Origin of the sequence: Legionella beliardensis, assembly GCF_900452395.1 — a bacterium.
GTDB lineage: Bacteria > Pseudomonadota > Gammaproteobacteria > Legionellales > Legionellaceae > Legionella_C > Legionella_C beliardensis.
This window is the reverse complement of the sequence record NZ_UGNV01000001.1, coordinates 1,471,678-1,486,725: the sequence shown is the minus strand read 5'-3', so window position 1 is coordinate 1,486,725 and position 15,048 is coordinate 1,471,678. Positions and strand designations below refer to the sequence as shown.

Sequence of the window (15,048 nt, the reverse complement as noted above, 5' to 3'; positions counted from 1 at the left end):
ATCATTTTGCGGAAAAGCCGGTTGGCTGCAATTTTCGAATACTTTAAGAAAATATGATTCAGCACTTGCGAAATGGAGGGGTTTTGAACTATTCTTTAAATAGATTATTTACCATTTTAAACAACCTTGAGTAGTACACCGCAAAGCGAACACGTTTATTTACCTCACCTGAATGTGCAGCGTTTGGCTAATTTATGTGGCGTTTTACATGAAAATATTATTCTTTTAGAAAAATCGCTCCAATTATCGATAAGAATTAATCAAAACCAACTGACTTTATACACACATTCACCCTCTTCTCTGCTACGTGCAAAAGTTATTATCAACGAGCTATATCGTCTTGCTGAGCAACCAATTAGCCCAGATATTGTGCAATCACTACTCACTATTAAGGAAACTGAACCAACTATGAGTTCTATTAATTCTATTAAATTAAGTCGAAAAGTTATCTTGCCTCGCAATAGCAAGCAAGCCGAGTACTTAACCAGTATTGATAAAAATGATATAATTTTTGCTGTAGGGCCGGCAGGAACTGGAAAAACGTATTTAGCTGTCTCTAAAGCAATAGAATGCTTTGAGAAAGGTGAAGTACAACGCTTAGTCTTTGTAAGACCTGCGGTTGAAGCGGGTGAAAAGCTAGGCTTTTTACCCGGTGATTTGGTTGAAAAAGTACTTCCTTATTTGCGGCCTATTTATGATGCAATTTATGAAATGTTGGGCTTTAAAGAAGCACAAAAATTAATTCAAAACGAAATTATCGAAATTCTTCCGCTAGCATTTATGCGGGGGCGCACTTTAAATGACGCCTTTATTATTTTAGATGAAGCACAAAATACAACAATCATGCAAATGAAAATGTTTTTAACTCGTATGGGATTTGGCTCAAAAACTGTAGTTACAGGTGACATGACCCAGGTAGACTTACCAAAAGGGACCCAGTCAGGATTGTCTCATGCAGTTAACCTGTTTAAAGATTTAAATGAAATTAGTATTCATCGGTTTACAAGTCGTGAAGTCGTTAGACACCCTTTAATTTCTCGCATTGTCGATAGTTATGATAGAGAAATAGGAGGAGAAAATGAATGATTGCCATGAGCTAGACGATTGTATTGATATTCAGGTTGCTTGCGAAAAGCCTCTACCCATTGCTGATGAGGATGTACGAAAATGGGTAAATTTGACTTTAAAAGAGCATAGCGAAGTGGCTGAGCTTACGCTACGTTTTGTGGACACTCATGAAATTGCTGAATTAAATAAAACCTATAGAAAAAAAGACAAGCCAACCAATGTGCTTGCTTTTCCTAGCAATTTGCCTGATGAAATCAAAATAGAATACCCTTTGCTAGGCGATATTATCATCTGTCCAAATGTATTAGAAAAAGAAAGTCAAGAGCAAGCGATAGCTTTAGATGCACACTGGGCTCATATTGTCATTCATGGCGTACTTCACTTATTAGGTTATGATCATATTAAAGAAAAAGATGCACAAAAAATGCAAACGATGGAAATTAAATTATTAGCGAAGTTAGGTTTCGCTAACCCTTACCAACAAGAGGATGCGATCAGTGAATAAAGAAGACGACTCTGGCTCGTGGTTTATGCGGTTGAAACAATTCCTGCAAGTTGAACCACAAAATCAAGAGGAACTAATCAGCTTATTGCGTGATGCCCAAATTCGCTCACTAATCAACTCTGAAACATTAGGCATGATTGAAGGCGTTATTCAATTTTCGCAAATGAAAGTACGCGATATTATGTTGCCAAAAAAACAAATGACAACACTTTCGCAAGATGATGATTTCGAAAAAGTAGTAGAGATAGTTACCAGCTCAGGCCATTCGCGTTTTCCAGTTACAGGTGATAATGTTGATGATATTATTGGCATTTTGCATGCAAAAGATTTATTAAAATTTCAAGGTAAAAATGCTAATGAATTTGATTTAAATGATATTGTGCGGCATGCTACTTTTGTACCAGAAAGCAAGCGCTTAGATTTATTATTAAGTGATTTTCGTAATAATCGTAATCATATGGCTTTAGTTGTTGATGAATATGGTACAGTAAGTGGTTTTGTCACTATCGAAGATATTATTGAACAAATTATCGGCGATATAGAAGATGAATTTGATGTGGATGAAGAAGCTTACATTAAAGCCCATGGCGATGCACATTATATTATAAAAGCGCATATGCCTATTGAGGAGTTTAATGAGCAGTTACACACTGATTTTAGTGATGAAACCTATGATACGATTGGTGGTATTGTCATGGCTAATTTTGGTTACCTGCCTAAACGAGGTGAGGTAATTACAATTAATCAGTTTGAATTCAAAGTAATTAATGCCGATGCTAGACGGATAAAATTATTAGGCTGTTTTGACAAGCGTGCCAATACAATTGATAAAACCGAAAGTCTATATCAAGACAGTTTACCTGTCCTTTCAAAGCAAAAGTAAGATAATACCTTTTCCTTATATTCACAGTATAAAACGCAAGTTAAGGATTAATGTTAAATGAGTAATAACATTTTGATTGTTGATGACGATATGGAACTTACTGACTTATTAGAGCAATATCTGGTATCAGAAGGTTTTAATGTCATCTGTGTTCATGATGGCGAAAATGCCGTAAAAAAAGCATTAAACCAAGCGTTTGATGCCATTATACTTGACGTCATGTTACCTAAATTAAATGGCTTTGAAGTATTAAAAGCTATCCGTGAACATTTAGAAACGCCTGTACTCATGCTAACTGCACGAGGCGATGACATTGATCGTATTGTTGGCCTTGAAATCGGGGCAGATGACTATTTGCCTAAGCCCTGTAATCCTAGAGAACTCGTTGCAAGATTGCGTGCTATTTTACGTAGAACACAAAAAATTCCTGCGCAGCGACCAGTCATTGAGCATCAAGATATTGTAGTCGATTGCTCTAAGCGTATCGCCACACACCATAGCCAGCCTATGGAATTAACTAATGCTGAGTTTAATATTTTAGAGATGCTTATCAAGTCACCAGGTCAAGCTTTTTCTAAAGAAGAGTTAACTGAATATGCCTTAGGTCGAAAATATACCGCCTATGATCGCAGTATTGATGTCCATATTAGTAACTTACGTAATAAATTAGGTGATAATGAATTTGGTGAGCCTTTAATTAAAACGGTTCGTGGTTTTGGATATATGTTTAATGCGTAGTTTGTATTGGAAAATATTCCTTTCTTTCTGGCTTGCTACAATTCTTATTATTATTACAACAGCTTGGGTTACCAGTGAAATCGCCCAAAAATCATCTCTTCCAGCACATGAAAAAGTATTCATGGATAGCTATGCTAATGCAGCAGTCGCAACGTTTGAATCAGGACAACATGCTGCATTAAAAAAATGGCTTGCACAAACGGGCGAATCAAAAAAAATGAACCTGTACTTACTAAGTAGTACTAGCGAAATAATAGGAAATTCACCGCCTCCTTTAGAAATTAAACGAGTTGCCGCTGATTTAGTAAAAGAAGAGTTAGATGATGGTGTACTTAAGTTTGGTAATTTACTGGTAAGTCATGAAATTTTATCAACCTCTGGCAAAGCTTATCGCCTAGCTGCTGTCAGTGAAAAACCGTTATCACACTTTTTTATTATCCCCTGGGCAGGCTTAACCATTCGTTTAACAATTGCCATTTTTATTAGTGGACTAATTTGTTATCTCCTTTCTGTGTATCTCACCCAACCCTTGCGCTCATTAGGAATGGCAGCTAAATCTATTGCAAAAGGAAAATTAAATACGCGAGTTGGCCATTTTAAAGGCCATTACCGCGATGAAATTGCTGAATTAAGCAGTGATTTTGATAGAATGGCAGAGCAATTAGAAACACTAATAAACTCTAAAGAAAGGTTGCTGCAAGATATTTCTCATGAGTTACGCTCACCCTTAGCACGCTTACAAATTGCTATAGAATTAGGACGCAAAAAAGCCAAACCCCTTGCTGATGTAGAGTTTTGTCGCATGGAAGTTGAATGCTTACGCTTAAATAACTTAATTGGTGAAATACTGCAGTTTGCGCGCCTCGACCGCTCAGCAGAAGTTCTGAATAAAACAGAAGTTAATATTTTAAATCTAGTCAAACGAATCATTGATGATGCTAACTTTGAATACAGTGATGAACAAAATAAAGTGCAATTAGTAGCTTCTGAAAATTATCAACTTTTAGTTGATGAACGCCTAATTCATAGAGCCGTTGAAAATATTGTAAGGAATGCTTTGCGCTATTCACCAGCTAATGAGAAAGTTACGATTTCCTTATCAACCAATCCTGAAAAAACAACGCTATACATTGATATCGAAGACAGAGGCCCAGGCGTGCCAGAAGAGCAACTGAAGACGATATTTAACCCTTTTTATCGCGTAGATACGTCACGTGAAAAGAAGACAGGAGGCTATGGTTTAGGTTTATCGATTGCTGAAAAAGCAATCACTTTACATCATGGGCAGGTTACTGCTAATAATAGAGAAGCTGGTGGATTAAGAGTCACTATTGCCTTACCACTTGTTTTGCAATGATTTTTCACCTTTAATTCATACAATAAATATTAGAACTATCTGTAGCCTGGGTGTAAATCCCTAGGACTGAAACCCGGGTTTCGCTGCGCTGCACCCAGGCTACAAGTTTAATTAGTATACACAATTGAGTGATCACCCTAATAGATAGATAAAGATAACAATAATAATTGATTAGCTAAAGGTGTAATATGCAAAACGAATTAGAAGTCACAGTGCAACTTTTATTTACAGCCATTGATAACAAAAACGAAGCGCAAATTCACCAAACTATAAATCGTATTTTAGAAAAAGGTCCAAACTATTTGTCTTTCAAGAATGATGATGGTGAAACGTTCTTATTTTACGCTCTTAAGCAAATTTCCTTGCAAACCCCTATTTCAGAAGCAGGGAAAAGAATTGTCTTTTACTTATTAGAAGTATTTAAAAACCATGCACCTGATAGCATTTTCCTTGCTGACTTATCAGGCTTTACTATTTTACACTTAGTTTCTGTATGTCATATAAAATTTGCTATTGAGTTTTTGGAAAAAATAAAGGAATCTTTTACAAATGAATCATTGGTGCAGTACATCAATCAACCTACAAGAATTGATGGCTTCACCCCTTTGATGCTTGCATGTGGCTTTTGGAAAAATAAAAGCTGCGATCTTCAGCTGATAGAATGGTTGTATAAAAATGGAGCTAGCTTGGATTCTCGTTGTAAAATAGGAAGGACGCCATTTTTATATGCTTGTCAGTCAAGGGAAAAATCGCTTATTGAATTATTATACCGTCTTGGTGCAGCGACTCAGGATAGAGATAAAGATGGCATTTCTTGTTGGCATATATTAGTAGATCGCTGTGATTATGATTCATTTCAATGGCTTTTAAAGGCCGAATTAGAGCAGAACAACCCTGCTATAGCATTGCTGAATGTCAAAGAGGCACGTTATGAGCACATGACGCCTGTTGAATTGGCGTTGCATCGCTATTGTTTAACCATGAAGCCAATAAAAAAATTGGCTTTACAGAATATATTGCAATGCCTGAATCAATTCTACTATCTCATAGGGCAACTGCTTCCAGCAGCTTGCTTTAGAGAACATAATGGCCAGGTATTATTTTGTGATTTACCCTTGCAACAATGGCAACTTTTCGCAGCCAATACAGATAAGCTTGATGAACTAACTTACTGCCTTCCTTATTATGACTATGATGACCAGTTATCAAATGTTATACAGCATATTGGCCAAAACAAACTTACTAAAGAACAGCTTAGCCATTTACTTAAGCAACTACAGCGTTTAAGAGACAATCCAATTATTCCATCTACTCACAGGATACAGCAAGATATCACTGCCCTGCAAAAGTATGTGAGCTCCCAACACAGTTTAAAAGAGTTTTTATTTTATACCTTAGCGCAGTCTGATAACCAACAAAAAAACTATGATCTCATCAAAAAAGAGGCTCAGAAATACCACTCAACTAATCTCTTCACCCTTTTTAGGGATGGAATCACTAAATATGAATCAAATTGCCATTATAAATTAGTGCGCAGAAAAATAGTTGAATTAGAGCAATCATTTAAAGATTTAAATAGTTTTATGGTAACTCAGATTAATAGCGAAAGAGGTTGGCTCTCCCTCGTAGACAGCATAACAAAAGCGCTCGAAAAAAATCACTTTTTAAAAATAAAACAATTTACGTTTGCAGCTCTTCTTACTGGAGTAACGTTATGGACATGTTATTATCTGTGCAGTGTGCCTAGACATGAAAGATGTAAACATGAGGCCGCGAGCGATACTCTCTTGCTAAGCAAGCTATTTTTTACTATTGCATCACTTCCTTCCGTGTCTTACGGATTAGCTTTGCTATTATCTAATTACATGCATCGCGCTCTTTTTCGCAATCTACATGCTAGCCAAAATAGTGTAGTCCAAGACATCAATGTTATCTTAGATTTATTACCTTCTGGCAGCGCTCATATAAAATCCTTTGGAAAATTACGAGATCAACTAGCAACTTGCAATAACTGGTATGGCTTTCAGTTTTGGGTACAAAATGCAATAAAAGAAGGTGGTGTGATATTTAACGCGCTTAATCTAATTGGAGATGATCTCAATGAAAATCAATTGGCTATGTCGATACTGTAATTTGTATATTTTACCAATAATTTAAATCAATTATCATCTTTAAGCCCACCCATAGCCTGGGTGCAGCGCAGCGAAACCCAGGTTGCAGTCCTTGCGGACTTACACCCAGGCTACAAAAAAATCCCTAGCCCCTACATTTCTCAAATGATTTAAACAAATCATCATTGCTTTCTTGCGGGATTCAAAAGCTAAAGTTATTATAAATTAATGAATCTTTTATGACAGGAAAATGATAAGTGAGTTACGGAAAACACTTAAATAAAGCTAGTAGCTTCTTTTTCTTAACAGGCTTTCTAGCTGCAAAAGTACAATATTTGCCCTTTTATTTATTTTCGGTTATTACCAATATTTTTTCATCAGCTTGTTATTTAATTGGCTACCTTCTTTGGTTAGTCGCAAGCCTTGTTAATCCTGAATCTATTAAACATAAAGACTTTTGGTATGGCTTTGCCTCTTTTAATACCCAACATAAATATGCAGCTTATTTAGGCCTAACAGCTACAATTTGCTTTTTTGTAGCGATAAGTTCACCCTTTATAGCCATTCCAGCAGCTTGGCTATTTGCTAGCAGTAATCTATTTTGGTGTGTTGCCGAATTTCACAAACTAAAATTTTCTCCAAAAAGCAGTGATTACTCAGCAAATTACCAATCAAATTATTTACAATATGCCGCTTTGATGACTGCTGTTAGTCTCATTACTGCCCTATCTGTAACCTGTAGTATGCTGTTTCCCTTAGCCGGTTTTGCCATTTTAACTGGCTCCGCAATCCTTAGTTTAGTCATTGGCATTCAAGCTTTAAACTGTTGGATTACCGCTAATATGGATGATCATAAACCAGACTATGAATTAGTTGATAGTTATACGCACATGTCGGAAAACTTATTAGAGGCAACCCCTAAAAACATGCTTTCTCATGAGGAAAGTAAAATAAATGAAGAGGTACGCACTTTTCAGCCACTTTTTGCTAAAAGCAATTTAAGTTTACCTGAGCCTATAATTGTCGAAACACCAGCAATTACACCAACTTTCTATTCTTAGCCTTAAAGATTGATCTGAAGTCTTAAAGATCTTATGCAGCTGGTTTGCAATTTTAGTAATCCTCACCTATTTTTTTAAGGAGGACTTATAACTTATATCAGTTCATTGAGCTGATATCGCTAACACTGGAGGTTACGATGATGCGATGGGCGAGAAATTCAATGCGTTTAGCTGTGCTAGCTTTTTTATGGAAAATGATCAAACAAAAAGGTTCACATAAAAAACGCATGCATAACGATCTTCATTAATATTTAATGGATTTTCTTATTTCAAAAATGGAATTTCCATTCCATATATAATCATAATGACCAGCCTGCACGGGAATAGTTAAGGCAGGCGGTCTAAAAATGGCCACACAGTAAGCATTTTGATTACGCACACTGGGGTATAAAATCCCCCACTCTTTTTTTAATTTAATTTGCCGACCAAATTCTTGACTTAAAGGGTAAGAATTGATGTCAGGATTTAGGTATTCTTGATAGGTGCTCGGAGAAATATCGACTAATTCTTTAGTTATAAAGGCGGTGTAATCACGCATCTGGATAATACACGGAGGCTCATTAGAGGCAACTAAAAATTGTTCTCGATGAAATCTTGTTTCTGCAATCGCAGTTTGTATACAGTCACCTGCATAATAAATACCATAGGATGTGCCGTCACTAAAGCGAGATACACCAAAATGGGTAAAAGCTGCCATAAGTGGCGTTGAACCAGCGCCGCTTACCCAATCTTCTTTTTCAACTAAAAAAATATGCCCATACTCTGTTGCTAAACGATCGTTGGTCATCCCCTCTAATAAAGCAAGTTCTTCCAGTTCCTCAGGTGATTCTGCCCAGTCAAAAAGATTGATAGGCGGAAACCTAGATGGTATTAACCTATGAGTTTTTTCTTTAAACTCCCTGTAATTAAACATCTAATAATTACCCTCGCCAAAAATCTAAAAATCGTCTCACTTCAGCTAAGCGAATTAAACTGCCTTCCAGCATGTACTGCTTAGGTGTGATGCCATTAAATGGTGGTAACTTATTTTCTCGATTAATCCAAGTCATTGCTTGTGCACTATCTATAAATAAAATTCTTAAGTCTTTATAAATCCCCAATAGTAATGAAATCCGCTCTTTCTCATCTCTATCTAAATTACCTTCAAATTTATTGATACCTTTGTAGTAGGAAGAAACTTTCATATCACCCATTAATTTAAGCGCCTCTTCTTTAGTAAAATTAAAGCGCTCAATTAGGTTTTTAAGCGCTTTCCAGGCTACCTGGTTAGACACTACAATGGCTTTATGAGTTGATGTTTTCATAGCTTTCCTCAGCTTCTTTCCTAAGTATAATCTATTTTTAGATTTTTTTCTATTTATAGAACTATGCTCAATAAAGCTCCTAAGTATTAGATTTTCTTATAAAATGAAGATTATACTTAATGTAAGTACTACATAAAGGCTATAAAGAGGCCTTATGTCACTAAACGTAAGCTATAAGATTAGGCACTACAATTTATGATAAGGATATCAATGGCGCAAAAAAAATCTTTAAGCTGGCGGCGAATGCCAATTGGAGCTGAAGTCATTAATGGGGATGTACACTTTAGAGTTTGGGCTCCAAAAAGAAAAAAAGTAAACCTTATTTTAAAAAATAGGGATAACGCACCAATTGCAATGACTGCGGAAAAAACTGGTTACTTTCAGAAACTAGTAAAAAACGTTAAAGCAGGTGATTTATATAGTTTTCAATTAGATGATGATCCTAATTTATACCCTGATCCCGCTTCACGCTATCAGCCAGCAGGCCCACATCAAGCCTCACAAGTCGTTGATCCTAACTCATTTAAATGGACAGATCAAAACTGGAAAGGCATTAAAAAAGAAGATGCCATTATTTATGAAATGCATATAGGAACGTTTACCCAAGAAGGCACATGGCTTAGCGCAGCACAACATTTAGACTACTTAGCTGATTTAGGAATTACCGTTATTGAAATGATGCCTATTGCAGAATTTGCTGGTGAATTTGGTTGGGGTTATGATGGTGTTGATTTATTTGCGCCTATGCATACTTACGGTAAACCAGATGATCTACGTCATTTTATAAATCGAGCTCATGAATTAAATATGGGTGTAATCTTAGACATTGTTTATAACCACTTAGGGCCAGATGGCAATTATTTAAGGCAATTTTCCGATAGCTATTTTTCTACTAAACACACCACCGATTGGGGCGAAGCGATTAATTTTGATAACGATGCAAGTGAGGTAAGAAATTATTTTTTAGCAAATGCCACTTATTGGATAGACGAATATCACTTCGATGGCTTAAGAGTGGACGCTTCACAAAATATTTATGATGACTCTAAGCCACATATTCTACAAGAAATTGGTCAAGCTATTCGCAGTAAAGCACCACATCGCTCTCTTTATTTGATTGCTGAAAATGAACCACAAAATAGCGATTATTTACGCCCCATTGATAATGGTGGCTTAGGTTTTGATGCGCTCTGGAATGATGATTTTCATCATACTGCCAAAGTATTAATAACCGGCAAACGCGAAGCTTACTTCACTGATTATAAAGGATCTCCACAAGAGTTCATTTCGATTAGTAAATATAGCTTTTTATATCAAGGACAATGGTATCGCTGGCAGAAAAAAACACGGGGCAAAGCAACATTTAACCTTAATCCCAGCTGTTTTATTAATTTTTTAGAAAACCACGATCAAATCGCAAACTCTGTTTATGGTGAAAGACTACATCGCAAAGCAAACCCAGGCTTATTGCGTGCCATGACTGCCTTTTTAATACTTTCTCCACAAACGCCTTTACTGTTTCAAGGGCAAGAATTCGCTACCTCAAGTCCATTTAATTATTTTGCTGATCATAAACCAGAAATTGCCAAACAAGTTTATTTAGGGCGGCTTGAGTTTTTTAAACAATTTCCTAGTTTGCGCACACCTAAAATACGCGCCTCCTTACCTAATCCGATTGATAAAGAAACTTTCATGAAAAGTAAATTAGATTTAACCGAATGTAAAACTAACAATACTTGGTATCAGCTACATAAAGATTTAATTAAACTTAGGAAAAATGATCAGGTATTTAATAGTCACACGCCTAAAAAAATAGATGGCGCTGTCTTATCAAGTCACGCATTTGTCATTCGTTTCTTTGGCGAAGAAGATGAACGATTGATGCTCATAAATTTAGGTGCTGATTTATACTTAGATCCAGCACCAGAACCTTTATTAGCGCCACCTGCTAATTGTGTATGGAACTTATATTGGTCTAGCGAAGATCCGAATTATGGCGGCCACGGGACTGTTCGTCCTAATGATAAAGGTAATTGGTATATTCCTGGTTATTGCGCCATTGTTTTAAATTTGAAAGAGTTAATATGAAGCAAATTATAAGACATCATCGCATCATCGAATATAAAACAGATGAAACACCATTAAATAATGCTGCTCGCCTATTACGTGGCGAATGGCTCATTACTAATGGCTTAGGCGGTTATGCTTCTAACTCCGTAGCCGGAATAACAACGCGCAAATACCATGGTTATCTAGTTGCAGCATTACCACCGCCTTATGGTAGAACGATTATGCTAAACCATCTACATGAAGAAGTAATTACTGCAGATGGACAGACGTTCATAATCAGCTGTGATGAGCGCAGTAATGGCAATATTTCCTTAACTGGTATGAGTTACTTACAAGAATTTTATTTAGATTATGGTTTACCCGTTTGGCGGTATCATATTAATGATATTATTATTGAAAAAAGAATTATTCTTATTTATCAACAAAATACGATACAAATTACTTATAAGTTAATCAGTGGCTGTGACAATGTATATTTAAATATCCAACCGTCATTTAACTTTAGACCCCATGAAGCGCCAGTAAGTAAACATAACCCAGCGCCTTATCAAATTTTAGCCATTGAAAATCGTTATGAAATTACCTTTGACAATCATCCCCCTCTTCGTCTCTTTTTACATGGCCAAAATGTTAAATTTGTTTTACAAGAAAATCATATTCCAGACGCTTATTTTAGAATGGAAGAGATGCTTGGTTATGAATGTTTAGGTCAACTTTGGACACCTGGTTACTTTAATTTAGAGTTACAGAAAGGATATGGTGCAACCCTGGTCGCATCAACCGAGAAATGGGAAACTATCACTGCCCTTAAACCTGAAGATGCATTACCAGCTGAGCTTGCACGCCGCAGGCACCTTCTATCATTAGCACAACCCGAAGCTCAAAACGAAATGGGAGCTGAACTCATACTTGCTGCCGACAAATTTATTATCACGCCTTTAAGCCGTTTTGCAGATGCCGTTCGTGCACGCGCTGAAGGCAATGAAGCCTATACTATCATTGCCGGGTATCATTGGTTTACGGATTGGGGGCGCGATACAATGATTTCTCTCGAAGGATTGACTTTATGTACCGGCCGGCATAAAGAAGGATTGTGGATTTTAAAAACATTTTGCCATTATGTGAAAGACGGATTAATCCCCAATATGTTCCCCGAAGGTATTCACGAAGGCCTATATCACACAGCAGATGCCACTTTATGGTTTTTTCATGCTCTTGATCGCTACCTTGACTTGACCCAGAATTACTCTGAACTACCTTATTTTTTACCTACTTTAAAAAAAATTATTCAGTTTCATGAACGCGGTACGCACTTTAATATCGGCATGGATGCAAACGATTGTTTAATCAAGCAAGGCCAAGAAGGCTATCAATTAACCTGGATGGATGCCAAAGTGGGTGATTGGGTAGTGACCCCTAGACGGGGTAAAGCCGTTGAAATTAATGCGTTATGGTATAACGCGCTAAAATTAATGGCCGAATGGACTCAAAATAGCGATACACGCGCTAGCCAACACTATCAGGAACTTGCCCATCATGTTTACCAATCCTTTAATCAAAAATTTTGGCTTACCAATAAAGGTTATCTTTATGATGTTATAGAAGGTGAAATAGGAAATGATGATGCATTAAGGCCCAATCAGTTATTTGCTATTTCTTTAAAATACCCCGTGTTAGAAAAAAATCGCTGGCTAAAGGTGATTAAAATTTGTCAAAAAGAGTTACTTACACCCTATGGGTTACGTTCATTAGCCCCTAACCACCCTGATTATAAACCATATTATGACGGTAGCTTACGTGTGCGGGATGCAGCTTATCATCAAGGTACTGTTTGGGCTTGGTTAATTGGACCCTTTATTGATGCATGGATTAAAGCTTATCCCAAACAACGCATAAAAGCGCGCCAATTTTTATTAAGCTTTGAGCAGCATTTAGAAGATTCAGGCGTAGGCTCAATTAGTGAAGTGTTCGATGCTATGGAGCCTTACACACCCAGAGGCTGTGTAGCTCAAGCTTGGAGTGTGGCTGAAGTACTGCGAGCTTGGATAAAAACTGCACCTTAAACCAAACCTCAGTCCTTTCATTGTCTATTAATTCATCCAATCATTTAAGGCCACCCCAATACCAAAGCTAGTTGTTCTATGATCATATTCAATTAAACTTTGACCATAACCACTGAAAAACTGGCCATAAATCGAAAGGGCTTTTAATAATGGATAAGATAACGTGACTTGTACAAAACCTCGTTTAAGCCCACTGGCAATATTTTGCGCCTCAATACTCGCCTTTAAACTAGAAAATTTATAAGAAAATAACAGGTTTTCATAACCCAAATAATAAGCAATGTTAGGATTATGAAGATCACTGGATTTTGCTTGATCAATTAAGGCCCAACCACGAATATGGGCAAGCCACCTTGTTCCTGAAAATTGTAACTGTAAAATAACTCGGTTCCAGCTACGCTCCAATACCCCGCCGCGCCCATTTGATTGATGGTTAATTCCAATTTGCGTAGCTATATAGGGATTAAAATAATTTTCTATAAAAAATTCAGGTTCATAATTGGTTTCACGAAAATATTGCGAATCAGCGTATACTTGCCAATACATAAGCTGGGTATAAGCAAAATTAAGCGAAAGGGGTTTATAGTCAAGTAAATGATGAATTAATGGCACTAAGAAACTAATTTGAGCCTTCAATTCATCTTGCATAATAAATTGATTATTAGGCGTTGCTTCCCAATAAATAGATTGATAAGGCCTTCCAGTTCTATAGTAGGGCAAAATATAATTTGGGTGATATAAATTGACAATATTGCTGTAATGCTTTGTTTTATTTTTTTCACGTACTCTTTTTTCAAGTATCGTTTTTTCGTTTGCAGTTGAGCTTGCTACTTGCTCTTCATTAGCAGTTTCTGAAAAAGCAACACTGCTAAGCAAAAACAAACTTAAAAAAGGGCAAAACAACCACGCAACTTTCATAAAGGCTAGCGCTCCATTCCAAGGCCTTTTGTAAGAATATAATCAATTTAACTTAAATTTGCATACAAGCATAGTTATAAATTGAAGACTTCTTTATTAAGTCCCTTTACTTCGCTTCATTTACATGGGAGAGATTTAATTAGGATAGCTAGTTTTTAAAAATTAGAAGGTTGGAATATACATATTATATAATTTTAAATAACTGCCATCTTTTTCCATTTGCAATAACTGGCCATTAATCTCGTCAATTAAATTAGCATTATTAGGAATAGACATAATACCAATACCTTCGCCTAAGGGCGTTGCCGCATCTAGATTCTGTAATTGGCTAGCAGAACTCATAACCCAATAGCTTGCGCTAAGATAATTTAAAAAAGCAGCAGAAATCTCGTTCTCATTAAGCGATGTCATTAAATCCTCAATGTCATCAAATTGTTGAATGACAAATAAGCCGGGAAAATTCTCAAGTAAATAATTATAATAAGCGCCTTGCTTTTCCTCAGTCATTAATATGCCAACTGTTTTCCCTTTTAAATCATTAACTGATTTATAAGCTGAGCCTTTTTGCACAATAAATTGCCCTTTGCTGAGCATATAAGGCAAACTAAAAATATAAGTCTCTTTAAGCTTTTTCGAGATAGTAATACCACCAACAGCTATATCAATTTTACCAGTATTAAGTGCTGAGAATAAGCTGTAATAATCCATGGGCACCATAATGCATTTTTGATTTATATTTTGGCAAATAGTCTTAATTAATTGTATATCAAAGCCACTATCATTCGATAAAACAAAAGGAGGGTAGAAAAATAAAGTGCCTACTCTAATATCCGCTAGGCTTGTAGATACCATTAAGCAATAAGAAAATAATAAGTTTAGAAGCCTAATTCGCCATCGCATTCGCTGTATTTTCCTTAAAATTAATAGGTTATCTAAACCCTATAATTAAGCTTATTCTAATTTTAGCTCA

Annotated in this window: 13 protein-coding genes; 9 read left to right on the top strand and 4 right to left on the bottom strand. The window is 36.2% G+C overall.

Annotated features, from left to right (window positions below; all coding sequences use genetic code 11):
* Positions 1–126 precede the first annotated feature (126 nt).
* The 7 genes from DYE47_RS06565 (at position 127) to DYE47_RS06535 (ending at position 7,723) form a co-directional block, all read left to right on the top strand.
* Positions 127–1,086: a PhoH family protein gene (locus tag DYE47_RS06565; protein WP_242604166.1), complete on the top strand. Its 960-nt coding sequence runs from the start codon at positions 127–129 to the stop codon at positions 1,084–1,086.
* Complete coding sequence (gene ybeY, locus DYE47_RS06560; RefSeq protein WP_115302504.1) at positions 1,079–1,573, top strand: rRNA maturation RNase YbeY; 495 nt, start codon at positions 1,079–1,081, stop codon at positions 1,571–1,573. Before DYE47_RS06565 ends, ybeY begins: the two co-directional genes overlap by 8 nt.
* Positions 1,566–2,456, top strand: a complete 891-nt coding sequence (locus DYE47_RS06555) for a CorC family transporter (RefSeq protein ID WP_165482017.1) — start codon at positions 1,566–1,568, stop codon at positions 2,454–2,456. Before ybeY ends, DYE47_RS06555 begins: the two co-directional genes overlap by 8 nt.
* A 57-nt stretch (positions 2,457–2,513) precedes the next feature.
* On the top strand, positions 2,514–3,194 hold the full coding sequence (gene cpxR, locus DYE47_RS06550) for a two-component system response regulator CpxR (RefSeq protein ID WP_115302502.1): 681 nt from the start codon (positions 2,514–2,516) through the stop codon (positions 3,192–3,194).
* Positions 3,187–4,551: a two-component system sensor histidine kinase CpxA gene (gene cpxA / locus DYE47_RS06545; RefSeq protein ID WP_115302501.1), complete on the top strand. Its 1,365-nt coding sequence runs from the start codon at positions 3,187–3,189 to the stop codon at positions 4,549–4,551. The genes cpxR and cpxA overlap by 8 nt, the downstream gene beginning before the upstream one ends.
* 188 nt (positions 4,552–4,739) lie before the next feature.
* Complete coding sequence (locus tag DYE47_RS06540) at positions 4,740–6,683, top strand: ankyrin repeat domain-containing protein (RefSeq protein ID WP_115302500.1); 1,944 nt, start codon at positions 4,740–4,742, stop codon at positions 6,681–6,683.
* Positions 6,684–6,919: 236 nt separating this feature from the next.
* Entirely contained in the window at positions 6,920–7,723 is an 804-nt protein-coding gene (locus DYE47_RS06535) for a hypothetical protein (RefSeq protein ID WP_115302499.1), read from the top strand.
* A 244-nt stretch (positions 7,724–7,967) separates the two neighbouring features.
* Here the strand turns inward: DYE47_RS06535 and DYE47_RS06530 are convergent, their stop codons facing one another.
* Together DYE47_RS06530 and DYE47_RS06525 are read right to left on the bottom strand one after the other, a co-directional pair.
* Positions 7,968–8,636: an RES family NAD+ phosphorylase gene (locus DYE47_RS06530; protein WP_115302498.1), complete on the bottom strand. Its 669-nt coding sequence runs from the start codon at positions 8,634–8,636 to the stop codon at positions 7,968–7,970.
* Positions 8,637–8,643: 7 nt separating this feature from the next.
* Entirely contained in the window at positions 8,644–9,027 is a 384-nt protein-coding gene (locus tag DYE47_RS06525; protein WP_115302497.1) for an antitoxin Xre-like helix-turn-helix domain-containing protein, read from the bottom strand.
* Between the two features lie 210 nt (positions 9,028–9,237).
* Here DYE47_RS06525 and treZ point away from each other — a divergent pair, with 210 nt between their 5' ends.
* Both treZ and DYE47_RS06515 read left to right on the top strand, forming a co-directional pair.
* The gene (gene treZ, locus DYE47_RS06520) at positions 9,238–11,115 is read left to right on the top strand and encodes a malto-oligosyltrehalose trehalohydrolase (protein ID WP_115302496.1); all 1,878 of its coding nucleotides are present in this window, start codon (positions 9,238–9,240) and stop codon (positions 11,113–11,115) included.
* Positions 11,112–13,160, top strand: coding sequence for an amylo-alpha-1,6-glucosidase (locus DYE47_RS06515; RefSeq protein ID WP_115302495.1), 2,049 nt, complete (start codon positions 11,112–11,114; stop codon positions 13,158–13,160). Before treZ ends, DYE47_RS06515 begins: the two co-directional genes overlap by 4 nt.
* 27 nt (positions 13,161–13,187) lie before the next feature.
* Here DYE47_RS06515 and DYE47_RS06510 read toward each other — a convergent pair whose 3' ends face one another.
* Together DYE47_RS06510 and DYE47_RS06505 are read right to left on the bottom strand one after the other, a co-directional pair.
* Complete coding sequence (locus DYE47_RS06510; RefSeq protein WP_115302494.1) at positions 13,188–14,078, bottom strand: phospholipase A; 891 nt, start codon at positions 14,076–14,078, stop codon at positions 13,188–13,190.
* A gap of 162 nt (positions 14,079–14,240) precedes the next feature.
* Complete coding sequence (locus tag DYE47_RS06505) at positions 14,241–14,978, bottom strand: transporter substrate-binding domain-containing protein (protein WP_115302493.1); 738 nt, start codon at positions 14,976–14,978, stop codon at positions 14,241–14,243.
* Between the last annotated feature and the right edge of the window lie 70 nt (positions 14,979–15,048).

Bases quoted from the DNA above. Each gene is read 5' to 3' on its own strand.
- DYE47_RS06515 (WP_115302495.1), top strand. From the start codon at position 11,112: ATGAAGCAAATTATAAGACATCATCGCATCATCGAATATAAAACAGAT.
- DYE47_RS06540 (WP_115302500.1), top strand. From the start codon at position 4,740: ATGCAAAACGAATTAGAAGTCACAGTGCAACTTTTATTTACAGCCATT.
- cpxA (WP_115302501.1), top strand. From the start codon at position 3,187: ATGCGTAGTTTGTATTGGAAAATATTCCTTTCTTTCTGGCTTGCTACA.
- cpxR (WP_115302502.1), top strand. From the start codon at position 2,514: ATGAGTAATAACATTTTGATTGTTGATGACGATATGGAACTTACTGAC.
- treZ (WP_115302496.1), top strand. From the start codon at position 9,238: ATGGCGCAAAAAAAATCTTTAAGCTGGCGGCGAATGCCAATTGGAGCT.
- DYE47_RS06525 (WP_115302497.1), bottom strand. From the start codon at position 9,027: ATGAAAACATCAACTCATAAAGCCATTGTAGTGTCTAACCAGGTAGCC.
- DYE47_RS06530 (WP_115302498.1), bottom strand. From the start codon at position 8,636: ATGTTTAATTACAGGGAGTTTAAAGAAAAAACTCATAGGTTAATACCA.
- DYE47_RS06510 (WP_115302494.1), bottom strand. From the start codon at position 14,078: ATGAAAGTTGCGTGGTTGTTTTGCCCTTTTTTAAGTTTGTTTTTGCTT.
- DYE47_RS06505 (WP_115302493.1), bottom strand. From the start codon at position 14,978: ATGCGATGGCGAATTAGGCTTCTAAACTTATTATTTTCTTATTGCTTA.
- ybeY (WP_115302504.1), top strand. From the start codon at position 1,079: ATGAATGATTGCCATGAGCTAGACGATTGTATTGATATTCAGGTTGCT.